This window comes from Embleya sp. NPDC005971 (assembly GCF_040629175.1).
In the GTDB taxonomy this organism is placed as follows: Bacteria; Actinomycetota; Actinomycetes; order Streptomycetales; family Streptomycetaceae; genus Embleya.
The window spans coordinates 153,953-168,149 of sequence record NZ_JBEXUX010000010.1 but is presented as its reverse complement, the minus strand read 5'-3'; the positions used below and the strand labels follow the sequence as shown (position 1 = coordinate 168,149).

The following is a 14,197-nucleotide window of genomic DNA, read 5'->3' as shown; positions in this document are numbered from 1 at the left end:
GCGGAGCGGAGGCATTCACCGAGGCGCCCGTCCCGCTCGCCTCCCGGGCCGGGGCGGGCCGCGTGGTGTTGTTGCTCGGCGGTACCGCCGAGGCGAGGGTGCTTGCCGCGCGTCTGGTCGACGTACCGGGGCTGTGTGTCGTCTCGTCGCTGGCCGGGCGGACCAGCGCACCCGTGCTGCCGGTCGGCGAGACCCGGGTGGGCGGCTTCGGCGGCGTGCCCGGACTGGTCGCGTGGTTGCGGGCGCGCGGCGTCGCGGCGGTGGTCGACGCCACCCACCCGTTCGCGGCCCGGATCTCGGCGAACGCGGTCGCCGCGTGTGCCGAGGCGCACGTCCCGCTGCTGCGCCTGCAACGGCCGGGATGGACGGCCGTGCCGGGTGACCGTTGGTATCCGGTCGACTCCGCGGCCGAAGCCGCGCGGGTGTTGCCCGGCCTGGCCCGACGGGTGTTCCTGACCACGGGTCGCCTGGAGACCGCGCCCTACGCCCACCTGGACGACCTGTGGTTCCTGCTGCGCAGCGTCGAGCCGCCGACCGGAGCGCTCCCGCGGGCCTGCGAAGTCCTGTTGTCCCGGGGCCCGTTCACCGTCGGGGACGAGATCGCGCTGATGCGTGACCGGCGCATCGACGCGATCGTGACCAAGGACAGCGGCGGCGCCCTCACCGCGGCCAAGCTCACCGCCGCCCGGGAGCTGGGCCTGCCGGTGGTGCTGATCCGCCGTCCCCGGGTGTGCGCGCCGGAACAGGTCACCGACGCGGCAGCCGCCGCGCGGTGGGTCCTGGACGGGTCGGCCGCGGCGGCCGGGACGTGAGTCGCGCACGCCACTCACTGTGACATACGACCGTCGCGCGTCGATCTCGGCGCCTCGACCGGGCCGCCCCGGCCGTGCGGGGGCGACCCGACCCGGGATCGTCGTCGACACGGCTCGGGCCGTCAGGCCGGGTAGCGTCGCGGCGTGTACACGCCGGTGCCGCCGTCCGGCCGGGGGTAGGTGCGGGTCTGCGACGAGCCGATGATCAGCAGCGTACGCATGTCCACCAGCTCCGGGTCCAGGTCGGCCAGCCGGACCACGTGCACCGACTCGGTCGGGCCGCCGACGTCGCGGCCGACCACGACCGGGGTGCCCGGGGCGCGATGCTTGAGGAACAGGTCGCGGGCGTCCGCGACCTGGGTGCGCCGGGTCTTGGAGGCCGGGTTGTAGATCGCGACCGCGAGGTCCGCCTCGGCGGCGGCGGTCAGCCGACGCTCGATCACGTCCCACGGCTTGAGGATCGCGGACAGGCTGATCACACAGAAGTCGTGACCCAGCGGCGCCCCCGCCCGCGACGCCACGGCCTGCATCGCGGACAGCCCGGCGACCACCCGGACCGGGACCTCGGTCGCGGTCTCGTGCGCCGCCTCCAGTACGGCGGACGCCATCGCGAACACGCCCGCGTCGCCGGAGGAGACCACCGCGACCCGGCCGCCCGCCTCGGCCAACGCGATGGCGTGCCGCGCGCGTTCGGCCTCGACCCGGTTGTCGGTGCGATGGCGCTTCTGGCCGGGGCGGGGCTGGACGCGGTCCACGTACGGGCCGTAGCCGACCAGGTGGTCCGCGGCGGCGAGGGCCGCGTGCGCGTCCGGGGTGAGCCATTGCGGACCGGCCGGCCCGAGGCCGACCACGTCGATCGAGCCGAGCTCGCCGGTGGGTTCGGGCAACACGTACGCCGGCTCGGGCGCGCACGGGGTGCGGTTGGTGGCGAACTCGCCGCCGGGGGCGGCGGACGGGGTGATCACCAGGGAGAAGTACGGCACTTCGTCCGGAACCACGTCGGCGAGCGGGCGCACCTGCTGCCGATCGGTGGTCGCCCGCTCCACGTACCACGTGCGATCGGCCAAGCCGGCCTGCTCGAACGCATCGCGTACGGCCGGGAAATGCCGCTTGCCGAGCTTGATCACCGCGGCCGAGTCGGTGGTCCGCAGCCGCGCCGCGAGCACCTCGGGCGGCAGCGTGCCGGGCAGGATCGTGAGCACCTCGTCGTGTTGCACGAGCGGCCGTCCCAACACCGCCGCCGCCCCGCTGACCGAGGTCACCCCGGGCACGACCTCGACCGGGTAGCGGTCGGCGAGGCGTTCGTGCCAGTACATGTACGAGCCGTAGAAGAACGGGTCGCCCTCGCACAACACCGCGACGTCGCGACCGGCGTCCAGATGCGCGGCGATCTCGGCGGCGGTCGAGTCGTAGTAGTCGGCGAGCGCGCCGTCGTACCCACCCGGGTGGTCGGTGCTCTCGGTGGTCACCGGGTATTCGAGCGGGAGGCGCAGCTGGGTGTCGCTCAGATACGGCTCGGCGATGGTGATCGCGACGCCGCGCGCACCCTTCTTGACCGGGTAGGCGACCACGTCGGCCGAGGTGATCAGGCGATGTGCCTTGAGGGTGATCAGCTCGGGGTCGCCCGGGCCGAGGCCGATGCCGTACAGGCGGCCGGTGGTGGTCACGCTGCGCTCCTGGGGGATGGGTGCGGGGTGCGGGTGTGCGGTGCGGTTCGGGGCTTTCGGCTCCGGAATCCGGGCGGACTCCGGTTCGGCGCCGCGGCTATTCCTGTTCGCTCGCCAGGGCGTTCAGGGCGGCGGCGGTCATCGCGCTGCCACCGCGGCGGCCGTGGACGACGAGGTAGGGAATGCCGGCGGGGTGTTCGGCCAGGGCCTGCTTGGACTCGGCCGCGCCGATGAAGCCGACCGGGATGCCGACGATCGCGGCCGGGTGCGGCGCGCCCCGGTCGATCAGTTCGAGCAGGCGGAACAGCGCGGTGGGCGCGTTCCCGACCGCGACCACGGCACCGGCGAGGTCGTCGACCCACAGGTCCACGGCAGCGGCGCTGCGGGTGGTGCCCTGCTCGGCGGCCAGCACCGGCGTCCGCGGATCGGTGAGCAGACAGCGCACGTCGTTGTCCTTGGGCAGCCGCTTGCGGGTCACCCCGGAGGCCACCATGTTGGCATCGCACAGGATCGGCGCGCCGGCCCGCAACGCCTCGGCCCCGGCCCGGGCCACCTCGGGATGGAAGCCGACGTCCTGCGGCAGGTCGGTCATGCCGCACGCGTGGATCATCCGAACGACGACGCGCGAGACATCCTCGGGAAAGCGGGCCAGGTCCGCCTCGGCCCGGATGGTCGCGAACGAGCGCCGATAGATCTCGGCACCGTCCTTGATCCAGTCATCCACGTCGGCTGCTCCTTTGCCCGAGGGGGTGGTCGTGTGGCGGGTGGGGCGGGGCGGTTTCGTAGGTGCCGTCCTCGCGGGCGACCAGGAGCGTCGCGCCGGCGGGCTTGCCGCAGGCCCGGGAGCAGCCGACCCAGTGGGTGTCGGCGCGGTCCGGGGCGGCGTCGGGGGAGCGGCGGCCCAGGGCGTGCCGGGTGGCCTCGGTGCGCACGTCGGCCAATGCTCGGCGGCATGCGCCCAGGCCGCTGCACGCGGTCACGCCGCGCCACGGGGAGGCGGGGTCGCAGGGGAGGCCGGCCGCTTCGAGGGCGGCCAGGGTCGCGTCCGGGTCGGTCACGTCACGAAGCACGACGCCTCGACCGCCGGTGATCCGCAGTTCGGTCCGCAGCGCGATCAGGGCGGCCAGGTGATGCTGCGTCAGGCGGCCGAGTGGCACCAGGGCTCCGACGGCGAAGCGGCCGTCGGATTGGGCGAGTACGCCGATCGGCGGTTGGCCGGCGTCGGCTCGCCGGGATCGGGCGGGGCCCGCGGGAGCGTGGTCGGGCAGGCCGGGATCGGCCGCGAGGTCGGCGGCGAAACGGGCCGCCCCGTCGGGGAGTTCGCGGATGTGCCAGGCGCCGGATCGGGCGCGGGCGGCCAGGAACGCGCGGGCCGTGTGCACGACGGCCGCCGGGGCGTCGGCGGGGCCGAAGCGCCGGGTCGTGTCGTGGCCGGCGACGTGCAGCGCGAAGGTGTGCTCGGTGTGGGCGACGAGGTCCAGGTCGTGCCGGGCCGAGGCGATCGGGAGCCCGCCGTCGTCGATGCCGACCAGGAAGCGGCCGGAGAGGGCGGTCAGGTCGGGTGCGGCGCACAGGGCCCGGTCGACGGCGGCGAGTACGGCGTCGGCGTCCAGCAGGGCGTTCGGATCGCGGCCGGCGAGGGGGCTCGCGAGGATGTTGCGCACGCGGTCGTGGCTGCGCGAGGGCATCAGACCGGCCGCGGCCACGGCGTCGGCGAAGGCGGGCAGGTCGGCCTCGGCCAAGCCGCGCAGCTGCACGTTGGCGCGTGCCGTCAGGTCGACCGAGCCGGTGCCGAATCGCTCGGCCAGGACCGCGAGTTCGCGAATTTGGGCCGGGTCGAGCCGGCCGCCCGGGAGGCGTACGCGCGCGATCAGGCCGTCGTCGGCCGGCGACGTGTCCACGACTCCGGGGCAGGCGTCGTCGCGCTCCCGGACCACCACCGCACCCACCGTCCTTCGTCGTCCCTGGATGTCTCGTATCGCCGTCGCCGGCCCGGCACCCCAGGTCGGGCTGCCCACCGGCCAGATGCGACACTGTTGCATATGGACGACGGTGTGCAGCACCCCACCCCCGACCCGGTCGTCGAGGCGGTGCGGCAGATCCGCGCGCACGGCGAGCGGGTCACGGTGGCGCGCACCGCGGTGCTTCGGGCACTCGCGGACGCCGACGAACATCTGAGCGCCGACGCGATCTTCGCCGCGGTCTCCCGCGCGGCGCCGGGCGTGCATCGCACCACCATCTACCGCGCGTTGGACGCGCTGGAGCGCCTCGACCTGGTCGCCTTCACCCGGCTGCGGCACGACGCGGCCACCTACCACCTGGCGGGCCACCTGGTGGGCGGCACACACGTGCATGTGCGCTGCCGCGTCTGTGGCACGGTCAGCCACGCGCCGGGCGACCTGCTGGACGGGGTCGCCGCCCGACTGGCCGGCGAACAGGGCTTCGCCCTCGATCCGACCGCGGTCGCGCTGACCGGCCGCTGCGAAACCTGCACCAAGCGCGCCGAGGCATTCGCCCGCGGGTGACCGGGTGCTCGGGGTGCTCCGGGCCGCGCCGCCCGGATTGGGCCCGCTACTCCATGCGCTCGTCTTCGGCGATCTCCCGGTCGTCCACGTTCCAGCAGATGGCGATGCCCCCGGCGATGTGGATGACGGGGAACAGGAACCAGGAGCACCAGCCCGGCAGCCAGAATTGGGTAGCCGACATCAGGACTATGACGACGGCAAGGACGAGCCAGGTGTGCTTGGCGCCGAAAACGGTGCGCAGACGTGCCCGATGGCTGGACATCGACTCCCCGGAGACACGGATGTCGCTTGTGGCCGAATTGTCGGTGTGCCAGCCGACACCGACACCCGGAAGCCGATCCGCGCCTCAGCGGGCGGGGGTGATGCCTGCGGCGTGGGGGCAGGAGCCCGAGGCGCCGCAGGCCCGGTCGGGTCAGGGCTGGACGAAGCGGTAGCCGCTCGTCAGCAGTCGGGGCAGCCACACTTCGAGTGCGGCCACCGTCTGCTCGCGGTCGCCGCCCGCGTCGTGGTTGAGGATGATCGAGCCGGTCGTGGTCGCGGCCAGCACCCGCTTGACGATCTCGGGTGCGCCGGGCCGCTCCCAGTCCCGCGGATCGACGGACCAGCCCAGTGGGTTCAGGCCGTTCGCGCTCAGCACGCCCATCACCTCGGACGACCACCGGCCGTACGGCGCGCGGAACCAGTCGACCCGAAGGTCCGGCAACACGCGGCCGATCGCGCTCAGACCGCGTTCCACCTCCTCGGCGACGGCGGTCGGCGAGAGTTGTTGCAGATCGGCGTGCGACCACGTGTGGCCGGCGATCGCGTGGCCTTGGTCGTGGATCGCGCGGAGCAGCTCGGGGTGCCGCTCGACCTCCGTACCCACCACGCAGAACGTGGCGGGCACGCGGTATCTGCGCAACACCCGCAGCACCTGCGGGGTGTACTCGGGATGCGGACCGTCGTCGAAGGTCACCGCGATGCGCCGCGGCCCGGCCTCGACCTCGCATACCGGTTGTCGGACGAAGGCGGGGCGGGGGGCGGGCTGTCCGTCGGTCGCGACGGCGGACGGGGTGGCGAAGGTCAGCAGACCGAAGGTGGCGGCGGCGCCCATCAGCAACGTACGGCGCGACGTGGCAGAGGTGGTGTCCATGCCGAGTGTCTTGCACATGTCCGGGACCCACGATCGCGAGGACACGCACGACTCGGCCGGAGTTCACCGGTTCGGCGGACCCGAGCCCCGGGCCGGCCTCGACCCGCTCTCGACGGCAGGCGACTCGACTTCGAGGGCAACCGACTCGGGCCCGGTCGGTGCGCCGCGCACCGACCGGGCCCGCACCTTCGGTCGGACCTACTTGCGACCGGCGTGGTGTCGTCGGGTGGCCACGCCGACCACGATGCCCAGGAGGGCCGCCACGCCCATCAGGCCCGCCTGGATCTCGAAGGCTCGGCTGAATCCCTCCACCGCGGCCCGTTCCTTGAGCACGCCGGCGGCGATCCGGTCCTTGGTGTGGTTGGTCGCGATCGTGACCAGGACCGCGATGCCGATCGCCGCGCCGATCTGCTGACAGGTCGTCACCATGGCCGAGGCGACGCCGCCTTCGCCCTCGCCCGCGCCGCCGGTCGCGGTGTGGATGATCGCGACGAACGCCACGCCCAGGCCGAGGCCGGTGACCACCAGCGCGGGCAGCAGGTGCCAGGTGTACGAACTGTGCTCGTCCAGGCGGCTCATCAGCCACATGCCGCCCGCGGCGATCGCCGGTCCCACGCTCACCGGCAGCAACGGACCACGTTTCGCGATCAGTTTGGTGGATATCGCCGCCCCCAGGCCCATGCCGACGCTGAACGGCAGGAACGACGAGCCGGTACGCATCGGGGACCACCCCTGGACCCGCTGCATGTACAGGGTCAGGAAGAAGAACATCGCGAACAGGCCACCGGCCGCGACCAGTACCAGGACGTCCGCCAGGACCAGATGCCGCATCCGCAACAACGCACGGGGCAACAGCGGTTCGGCCGCCGTGCGTTGGCGCAGCGTGAAGCCGAGGGCGAGCAGCGCCGCGACGGCCAGGCCGAGCAGGGTCCGGGTCGAGTCCCACGGGTGCGTATCGGTCTCCACCACGGTGTAGACCAGCGTCAGGACGGCGGCGGTCCCGATCGCCGCGCCGGCGAAGTCCGGTACACGGCGCACCGCTTCGCGATCGTCCGGGCCGATCACTCGGGGCAGCGCGAGCAGGGCGACGGCACCGATGGGCAGGTTGATCAGGAAGATCCAGCGCCAGTGCGTCCACTCGACGAGCGCGCCGCCGAGCAGCAGTCCGGTGGCCGCGCCGAGTCCGGTGAGTGCGGCCCAGGTGCCGAGTGCGCGGGCTCGCTCGGCCGGTTCGCGGAAGGTCGCCAGCAGGATGGACAACGCGGCGGGGGAGAGCAGCGCGCCGGCGATGCCCTGCGCGGCCCGCGCGCCGATCAGCACACCGTCGGTGGGCGCGATCCCGCAGACCGCCGAGGCCAGGACGAACAGCATCAGGCTGATGCCGAACAGGCGGCGCCGGCCCAGCAGATCGGCCAGGCCGCCGCCGATCAGCAGGAAGCCGCCGAAGGTCAGGAAGTAGGCGTTGGTGACCCAGGACAACGAACTCTCGGTGAAGTGGAGATCGTCCCCGATGGTCGGCAGCGCGACGTTGACGATCGTGTCGTCGACCAGCAGTACGAACTGGGCGACGCAGACGAGCAGCAGGACGAGCTTCGGGTTCACCGGGCGGCCGGGGGAGAGGGCCGCAGCGACGGCGTCGGACGCGTCGGAGGGGTTGGCGCGGGCCCCGATCGTGGACTCGGTGGCGGGTATCCCTGAGGAAGCCATCGGATGTTCCTACGTTCGTAGAAGTAAGTTCTATAGTTGTAGAGAATATTTCTACAGGCGTCAAGCTCGGGGATAAGCTCGGGGATACTGGAGACATGCCGCACGTGAACGATCCCGACAGCACTCCGTCCGAACCCCACGTCGTGACTTCGGCCGCACCGGTCACACCCGACGCGCCCGCCCCGGTCATAGGCTCCGGTCGGGTGGACCGGCGCACGCTGATGCTGGACGCGTCGATCCGGGTGCTGGCCACCCACGGTCTGCGCGGGCTGACCCACCGCGCGGTACAGGAGGAGGCGGGGCTGCCCAACGGCTCGGTCACGTACTACTTCAAGACCCGCGATCAGCTCATCCTGGCGGTGGTCGAACGGATGGCCGCGCTGGATCGCGAGTACGCGGGCCAGGTCACCCACGAGCTGATGCGGATGACGGCGGTCCGGCCGATCGTGATCGACTACGTGGAGCTGGCCCGGTTCATGCGCGTGTGGTGGGATGCGACGCGCGACGTGCAGTTGGCTCGCCTGGAGCTGGAACTCGCGGGCGCACGCGAGCCGTTGGTGCGCGAGGCGCTGATCCGGTGCCAGGCCGAGTTCCGCGGCCTCGCGGAGGTGATCGCACTGGCGATGGGGTCCACGAACGCGCCCCTGGACGGGCACGTCATGCTCGCGCTGCTCCAGGGGGTGCTGTTCGACCACGTCACGAGGGACGACAACGACCCGCAGGTCCTGGAGGTCGGCCTGCGGCGGGTGATCGAGTCGGTGCAGCTCTGACCCGCGCCCGAGGAGCTCCGGGCGCCGGCGGTGCCCGGAGCGTTCGGCGCTGTGGGCAAGTCGGGCGCGCGGGCCCGGGTGTCGCCCGAGGTCAGCGCTTGTGGACCGGCGTGTCCGAGTCGTGGACCATGTTCGTGATCCGGCTGACGCCGTCGACGCGCTCGGACAGCGACGGCAGGATGCCGAGTGAAGGTCCGACGACCAATGCCACGATCATCAGCGCGCACATCGCGGCGGCCTGCGTGGTGCGGCGGGTCCACCAACGCACGCCCGGCACACGGTGCTCGTGCACATGCGTGGCAACCGCTCGACGAACAGACATCTGCTCCGACTCCCCATCCGTTGCACGCCGCCCTTCGACGGTCGTGGCGTCGCACCGTCGATCCCCTGTCGTGCTGCCTACACTGTCGTGCTTTTCGGCCCGGACGTCACGGGGTAACCGGCCGCCGGACCGGGTTCGCACACAGTTGTGACAGTCGGCCGTTCGGGCGCGGTCAGTTGCCCGGTTCGACCGGCAGGGAACCCAGGCCGCGAACCCGGACCGAGGGCTGCCAGGAAATCGGCGCGTACCGGCGTGCCTTCGGGAAGCGGGTCAGGACGGTGCGGACCGCGAGTTCGGCCTCCAGACGGGCCAGCGGCGCGCCGATGCAGTAGTGGATGCCCTGGCCGAAGCTCAGGTGGCGGGCCGGATCGGGGCGGTCGAGCCGGATCCGGTCCGGGCGGGCGTAGCGGCGCGGGTCGCGGTTGGCCGCCGCGATGGACAGGAAGACCGTGTCGCCGGCCGGGATGGTGACGCCGCCGAGTTCGACGTCCCGGAGCGGGAAGCGGCGGATCGCGAGCAGGGCCGGCGACATGTGCCGGGCCACCTCCTCGACCAGCACCGGAATCGCCGCCGGATCGGCGCGTAGCGCGTCGCGCAACGCCTCGTCCTCGATCGTCGCGTACAGGGCACCGGCCATCAGATTGCTCGAGTTTTCATAGCCTGCGAAGAGCAGCAGGAAGGCAAGCGAGGTGAGTTCGTCCTCGCTCAGCCGGTCGTCGGCGTCCCGGGCGGCGATCAGCGCGGACAACAGGTCGGGCCCGGGGTCGGCGCGCTTGGCGGCGAGCAGCGCGACGAAGAACGAGTACATCTCGCGCACCGTCGAGCGGATGCCCTCGCGGGTGGCGTCCGCGCCCAGTACCGCGTTGGTCCAGGTGCGGAAGTCGGACCGGGACTCGACCGGGACGCCGAGCAGTTCGCAGATCACGCCGACCGCGAAGGGCGATGCGAAGTCCTTGACCAGGTCGACGCGTTCACGGCCGGCCAACTCGTCGGCCAGGGCTTCGACGGTGCGTTCGAGCCGGGGGCGCAGGTCGGCGGTGTGTCGCGGGGTGAAGGCTTGGCCGGCGAGGCGGCGCAGGCGGGTGTGGTCGGGCGGGTCCATGTTGAGCAGGTTGGCGTCCAGGGCGGGCGGGAGTTCGAAGCCCTTGTAGCCGCCGGGCTTGGCGTGCCGTTTGTCCAGCGAGAATCGGGGGTCGCCGAGGGCCGCCTGGACGTCCGCGTGCCTGGTGACCAGCCATGCGGGGCTGCCGTCCGGCGCGACGATCGCATGCACGGGGCCGGCCTCACGCATCCGGGCGAAGACACCGTGCGGGTCGTGGGCCATGGCGCGGGCGACATCCACCGGGAACCGCTTTCGTTCGGCAACAACGTGTTTGCCAACCTATCGCCCACTCGCCCCGCCACGCGGCACCTTCCCGCCCTTGGCCGCCCCGTGCCCCGCTCGGCGGTCGCGATCAGCCGCCGGTGCCGACGCGGGTGAGGAAGTCGGCGATCAGCGGGGCGATTTCCGGCAGCTTGTCCTCCAGGGCGAAGTGGCCGGTGTCCAGGATGTGCACCTCGGCGTCGGGGAGGTCGGCCAGGTAGGCGTGGGCACCGGGCTCCGGGAAGAAGATGTCGTTGCGGCCCCAGAGGATGAGCGTGGCCGGGCGGTGTTCGGCCAACCAGGTCTGCCACTTCGGGTAGAGCGCGACGTTGGTGTGGTAGTTCAGCGCCAGATCGACCTGGGCCTCCTTGCGCCCCGGCCGGTCCAGGAAGTGCTGGTCCAGGGTCCAGCCGTCGGGGGCCACCAGGGTCGGGTCGGCGGTGCCGCCCTCGTACTGGCCCCGGGTGACCGGCAACACCAGGAGCTCGGCGGCCTGCTCCCGGGCGCCCGGCACGTCGGGGGTGAGCGCGACGAAGCCGCGGGCCATCTCGGACAGACCCTCGTCGTACGCGTTGGCGTTCTGCACGATCAGCCCGGCCACCGCCGCCGGCCGCCGCTCGGCCAGCCGCAGGCCGACCGGGCCACCGAAGTCGAAGGTGTAGAGCACGTACCGCTCCAACGCGAGTGCGTCCACGAACCCCTCGATCACATCGGCGAGCCGCTCGAACGAGTACTCGAACCCGGCCGGCACCTCGGTGTGCCCGAAACCGGGATAGTCCGGCGCAACCAGCCGAAAGTCGTTGCCCAACACATCCATCAGCCGACGAAACTGATGCGACGCCGACGGAAACCCATGCAACAACAGCAGCGTGGGCGCATCCACGGGCCCGGCCTCCCGATAGAACACCCGAACCCCGCCAACCTCCACAAAACGATGTACAACCTGGGGAACGGCGGCGATACCCATGATCTCTACCTTCTTCGGCGGGGTGCTGAGTCAGTTCTACCGCCCGTCATACTAATGGGTCAAACTGATCCTAGGCATTAGATGCTCGCCTCAGGGGGTTGGTCGACGACGGCTCCTCGTGCCGGCGGGCGGCCTATTGCATGGACCGAGTGACGTTGGCCTCCGTGTGATCCCAGTTGTCCGCCGCCTTGCGGACCCGGGTCACCCGCTCCTGCATGTCTTCGAGCAGATGGGTCAGCTTCTCCGTCCAACGATCGTGTACGTACTGGACGGCTTTGGTGACCTCCAGATTTCGACCCACCGCGGCGTGATCGGTCCCGCCTCGGAGCGAGTTCTGAACGCTGCCTTGGACTTCGCCGCGCAGTTGCTCCAGTCGGGTCGCCGAGGTGTCGAGTACGCTCGCGTCGACCCGGACCGATCCGCCGCCGCCCGGGTCGATCGTTGACTGGAGCCGGGTCGCCAGTGGGTCGGTGGGCTTGGCTTCGGGTGGTGCGGGTGCGGCGGAATCCTGGTAGCGCCAGGGGTTGATGATCATGTCCATGCTCTCGCCGCCGGCCATGAGAACTCTTTTCGTGATCGGGAAAATGGATCGGCCCGACAGGGCCACGAAACGCGACCGAGCATACTTGCGGGCGAGCCCTCGAAAACAGAAATGGATCATTCCGCAAAAGCAGCCTGCCGGATGATTCGGACTTTTTGCATTAAATGTTATCGGCTATATCGAGTGGGTGCATATTTCGCCGGAGGCGGATCGTCTCGACTGCTAATCTCGTCGCCGTTCCGGGCGGTCGGCGCGGAACGATTGGCTCATGAAGTCGGGAGATTGTTTCCGTGACGTTGACCATCGAGGATCTCGAAGCTTGTTCACCGGACGCGCTCGATGCCGTCGCCGCTTCCTGGGAACAACTGAGCGCGGCGATGAACGGGCGCCGGGAGTCGGTGGAGCACGAGGTGATCGGCCCCTTGCGCGGCGGCGGTTGGGACAGCAACGACGGTCGTCGGGCGGTGGAGCTCATCGGCTATGTCGGTGCCCAACTGGAAGCCATCCGAGCCGAGTCCGGGGCGATGGCGTCGATCGCTCGGGAGGCCGCAGGCGAATTGCGGGCGGCACGGAACGCGGTCCGGGATGCGCTCGAAGCCGCCCGCCGCAGCAGGATCACCCGCCATCCCGACGGCCGCCTCACCTGGCAGGCCGATACGGACAGCGAGCACGCCTCACTCGAATCGCAGGCCAAGGACATAGCCGCTCGCATCGCCGCCGCGCTGCAGAAGGCGACCGACGCCGACGTTGTCGCCGCCAATACGATGCGCAAGAACGTGGATTTCGGCCCCAAGGACGACTTCAACGCCCGTGCGCTCGGGGGAGACTCGACCGCTGATGCGATGCGCGCCACCGAACTCCTGTCCAAGCTCGACACCGGGAAAGTGAACGCGCAGGATCTCGCCTTCCTGGAAACCCTGCTCAAGCAGAATGGCACAAACCCGGGTTTCGATGCCGAACTCCTGAGAATGCTCGGTCCCGGACGCCTGCTCGACGCCACCGAGAAACTGGAAACGCTCGGCGGCGCGGGCGGCCCGAAGGCGACGCGCGAAACGGCCAGGCTGATCGAGGGGCGGGTCAGGGGTGCACTTTCCACGGCCGGCGCGGAACTGGCGGGCGACGCCGAGTGGATGCGGCGTCTCAAGGAGGCCGGGCGCGAGGTGGAGCAGACCACCGGAGGGCCCGGCAATGGGTCGGTATTCGGATATCAAAAGCTCGATCGGCTACTGCGGGAGGGCACGTACGACACCAAGTTCCTGGGCGCGGTGGGCGAGGACCTGTTGGCCTTCGACAAGTCGATGAACAACGGTCAGGGGTGGGGCTCGGATCCGGCCCGCGACCCGGTCAACGGGTTCCTGGTGACCCTTTCCCACAACGCCGACGCGTCGACGGACTTCTTCACCGGCCCGAAGGGCAAGGCACACGTGGAGCAGATCGCCTTCACGCACGCCCTCGTCGATCCGCTGAACCCGGTCGACCGGGAACGCCCCCACCTCGACGCGTTCGGTGATGCCCTCGTTGCGGCGACCACGGCCGACTGACCACACCCGCCATGGCCGGTGTGGTGGAGAACGTGATGACCACGCTCGGTGCGAAGGATGCTCCTCCGATCCTGAGCGAGTCCGGCGCCCTGCGTGGGAGCCTGACCGAGATTCTGGCGAAAAATTCGGAATCTCTGCATCTCGCGCTGACTCAGGAAAGTGCCACCAAGGATACGAACGCGATTCCGCAAGCGAGTCCCACTGCGAATATTCCGCGCGAGACCATGCGAAATGTGCTTTCCGGGCTGGCTGAGGAACCGGCGAACATCACCGTACTGAAGGAGGCCGAGGAAAGGTACACGCGCGCCGCTCTGAGTCTCATAGCGGGGGAGTCGGCGCAACCGGACTTCGGCCGAGTGCAGACATTTGCGAGGGACTCCGGCGATGCCTTCGGATTCCTGGATGCGGCTGTATCGAAGGACGTTCTGGACCGGGCGGCTGCGAGCGACCTGGCAGAGGGTGAAGCCGACAAGCGATACGAGCGGTGGGTCGGCGCGAGCATCGACGGGATATCCGCCGGTGCACTCTTCAAGGCTGCGGCGGCAGTCCAGACTCATGGCATCATCGCTCCCATCGCAGCCATCGCAACCGTAGGCGTAAATGGGATCGTCGGGGAATTTTATCAAGCATTTCCGCCTGATGCAGGTGAGCAGGCAAGGGAGCAAGTGCACGGCGCGTATGTCAGCGGACGGGTTCAGGTGGAAGGTGTCATGAGAACCTGGATGGCGGAAAACCCGACTTATAAGAGCGTGGAACTCGGTAATGAGGCCGGTCGTGCTTACAGTGCGATTGTTCCGTCGGAAATCGTGATGAAGTGAAAGCGTTTCTCGGTCGTCGGCGCGGTGTCCTT

At 70.6% G+C, this 14,197-nt stretch carries 15 protein-coding genes; 5 read left to right on the top strand and 10 right to left on the bottom strand.

What is annotated here, in order from left to right:
- Nucleotides 1-62: 62 nt before the first annotated feature.
- Entirely contained in the window at nucleotides 63-812 is a 750-nt protein-coding gene (locus ABZ374_RS12245; protein ID WP_360309864.1) for a cobalt-precorrin-6A reductase, read from the top strand.
- A gap of 122 nt (nucleotides 813-934) precedes the next feature.
- Here ABZ374_RS12245 and ABZ374_RS12240 read toward each other — a convergent pair whose 3' ends face one another.
- The 3 genes from ABZ374_RS12240 to cobG all read right to left on the bottom strand — a co-directional run bounded on the left by ABZ374_RS12240 (nucleotide 935) and on the right by cobG (nucleotide 4,521).
- Nucleotides 935-2,479 carry a precorrin-2 C(20)-methyltransferase gene (locus ABZ374_RS12240; RefSeq protein ID WP_360309821.1) on the bottom strand — a complete coding sequence of 515 codons (1,545 nt, stop codon included), beginning with the start codon at nucleotides 2,477-2,479 and terminating at the stop codon, nucleotides 935-937.
- A gap of 97 nt (nucleotides 2,480-2,576) precedes the next feature.
- Complete coding sequence (locus ABZ374_RS12235) at nucleotides 2,577-3,203, bottom strand: precorrin-8X methylmutase (protein ID WP_360309819.1); 627 nt, start codon at nucleotides 3,201-3,203, stop codon at nucleotides 2,577-2,579.
- A complete protein-coding gene (gene cobG / locus ABZ374_RS12230; RefSeq protein WP_360309817.1) occupies nucleotides 3,196-4,521 on the bottom strand; it encodes a precorrin-3B synthase in 1,326 nt (441 codons plus the stop codon). Before cobG ends, ABZ374_RS12235 begins: the two co-directional genes overlap by 8 nt.
- Between cobG and ABZ374_RS12225 the strand changes: the two genes are divergently transcribed.
- Complete coding sequence (locus tag ABZ374_RS12225) at nucleotides 4,522-5,004, top strand: Fur family transcriptional regulator (protein ID WP_360309815.1); 483 nt, start codon at nucleotides 4,522-4,524, stop codon at nucleotides 5,002-5,004.
- Nucleotides 5,005-5,050: 46 nt separating this feature from the next.
- On the opposite strand, the gene ABZ374_RS12220 is transcribed toward ABZ374_RS12225, so the two are convergent.
- The 3 genes from ABZ374_RS12220 to ABZ374_RS12210 form a co-directional block, all read right to left on the bottom strand.
- Nucleotides 5,051-5,266 carry a hypothetical protein gene (locus ABZ374_RS12220; RefSeq protein ID WP_360309813.1) on the bottom strand — a complete coding sequence of 72 codons (216 nt, stop codon included), beginning with the start codon at nucleotides 5,264-5,266 and terminating at the stop codon, nucleotides 5,051-5,053.
- Nucleotides 5,267-5,416: 150 nt separating this feature from the next.
- Nucleotides 5,417-6,136 (bottom strand): polysaccharide deacetylase family protein, encoded by a 720-nt coding sequence (locus ABZ374_RS12215; RefSeq protein WP_360309811.1) that lies wholly within the window; start codon nucleotides 6,134-6,136, stop codon nucleotides 5,417-5,419.
- A gap of 198 nt (nucleotides 6,137-6,334) precedes the next feature.
- A complete protein-coding gene (locus ABZ374_RS12210; protein WP_360309809.1) occupies nucleotides 6,335-7,843 on the bottom strand; it encodes an MFS transporter in 1,509 nt (502 codons plus the stop codon).
- Between the two features lie 95 nt (nucleotides 7,844-7,938).
- On the opposite strand from ABZ374_RS12210, the gene ABZ374_RS12205 reads away from it, so the two are divergent.
- Nucleotides 7,939-8,613, top strand: coding sequence for a TetR family transcriptional regulator (locus ABZ374_RS12205; RefSeq protein ID WP_360309807.1), 675 nt, complete (start codon nucleotides 7,939-7,941; stop codon nucleotides 8,611-8,613).
- Between the two features lie 91 nt (nucleotides 8,614-8,704).
- Here ABZ374_RS12205 and ABZ374_RS12200 read toward each other — a convergent pair whose 3' ends face one another.
- The 4 genes from ABZ374_RS12200 to ABZ374_RS12185 all read right to left on the bottom strand — a co-directional run bounded on the left by ABZ374_RS12200 (nucleotide 8,705) and on the right by ABZ374_RS12185 (nucleotide 11,824).
- A complete protein-coding gene (locus ABZ374_RS12200; RefSeq protein WP_360309805.1) occupies nucleotides 8,705-8,935 on the bottom strand; it encodes a hypothetical protein in 231 nt (76 codons plus the stop codon).
- Between the two features lie 172 nt (nucleotides 8,936-9,107).
- The gene (locus ABZ374_RS12195; protein ID WP_360309803.1) at nucleotides 9,108-10,259 is read right to left on the bottom strand and encodes a cytochrome P450; all 1,152 of its coding nucleotides are present in this window, start codon (nucleotides 10,257-10,259) and stop codon (nucleotides 9,108-9,110) included.
- 130 nt (nucleotides 10,260-10,389) lie between these two features.
- Nucleotides 10,390-11,181, bottom strand: a complete 792-nt coding sequence (locus ABZ374_RS12190) for an alpha/beta hydrolase (protein ID WP_360309801.1) — start codon at nucleotides 11,179-11,181, stop codon at nucleotides 10,390-10,392.
- Nucleotides 11,182-11,398: 217 nt separating this feature from the next.
- Nucleotides 11,399-11,824, bottom strand: a complete 426-nt coding sequence (locus ABZ374_RS12185) for a hypothetical protein (RefSeq protein ID WP_360309799.1) — start codon at nucleotides 11,822-11,824, stop codon at nucleotides 11,399-11,401.
- 272 nt (nucleotides 11,825-12,096) lie between these two features.
- Here ABZ374_RS12185 and ABZ374_RS12180 point away from each other — a divergent pair, with 272 nt between their 5' ends.
- Nucleotides 12,097-13,347 (top strand): hypothetical protein, encoded by a 1,251-nt coding sequence (locus tag ABZ374_RS12180; RefSeq protein WP_360309797.1) that lies wholly within the window; start codon nucleotides 12,097-12,099, stop codon nucleotides 13,345-13,347.
- Nucleotides 13,348-13,358: 11 nt separating this feature from the next.
- Entirely contained in the window at nucleotides 13,359-14,165 is an 807-nt protein-coding gene (locus ABZ374_RS12175) for a hypothetical protein (RefSeq protein ID WP_360309795.1), read from the top strand.
- The last annotated feature ends 32 nt before the right edge of the window (nucleotides 14,166-14,197 follow it).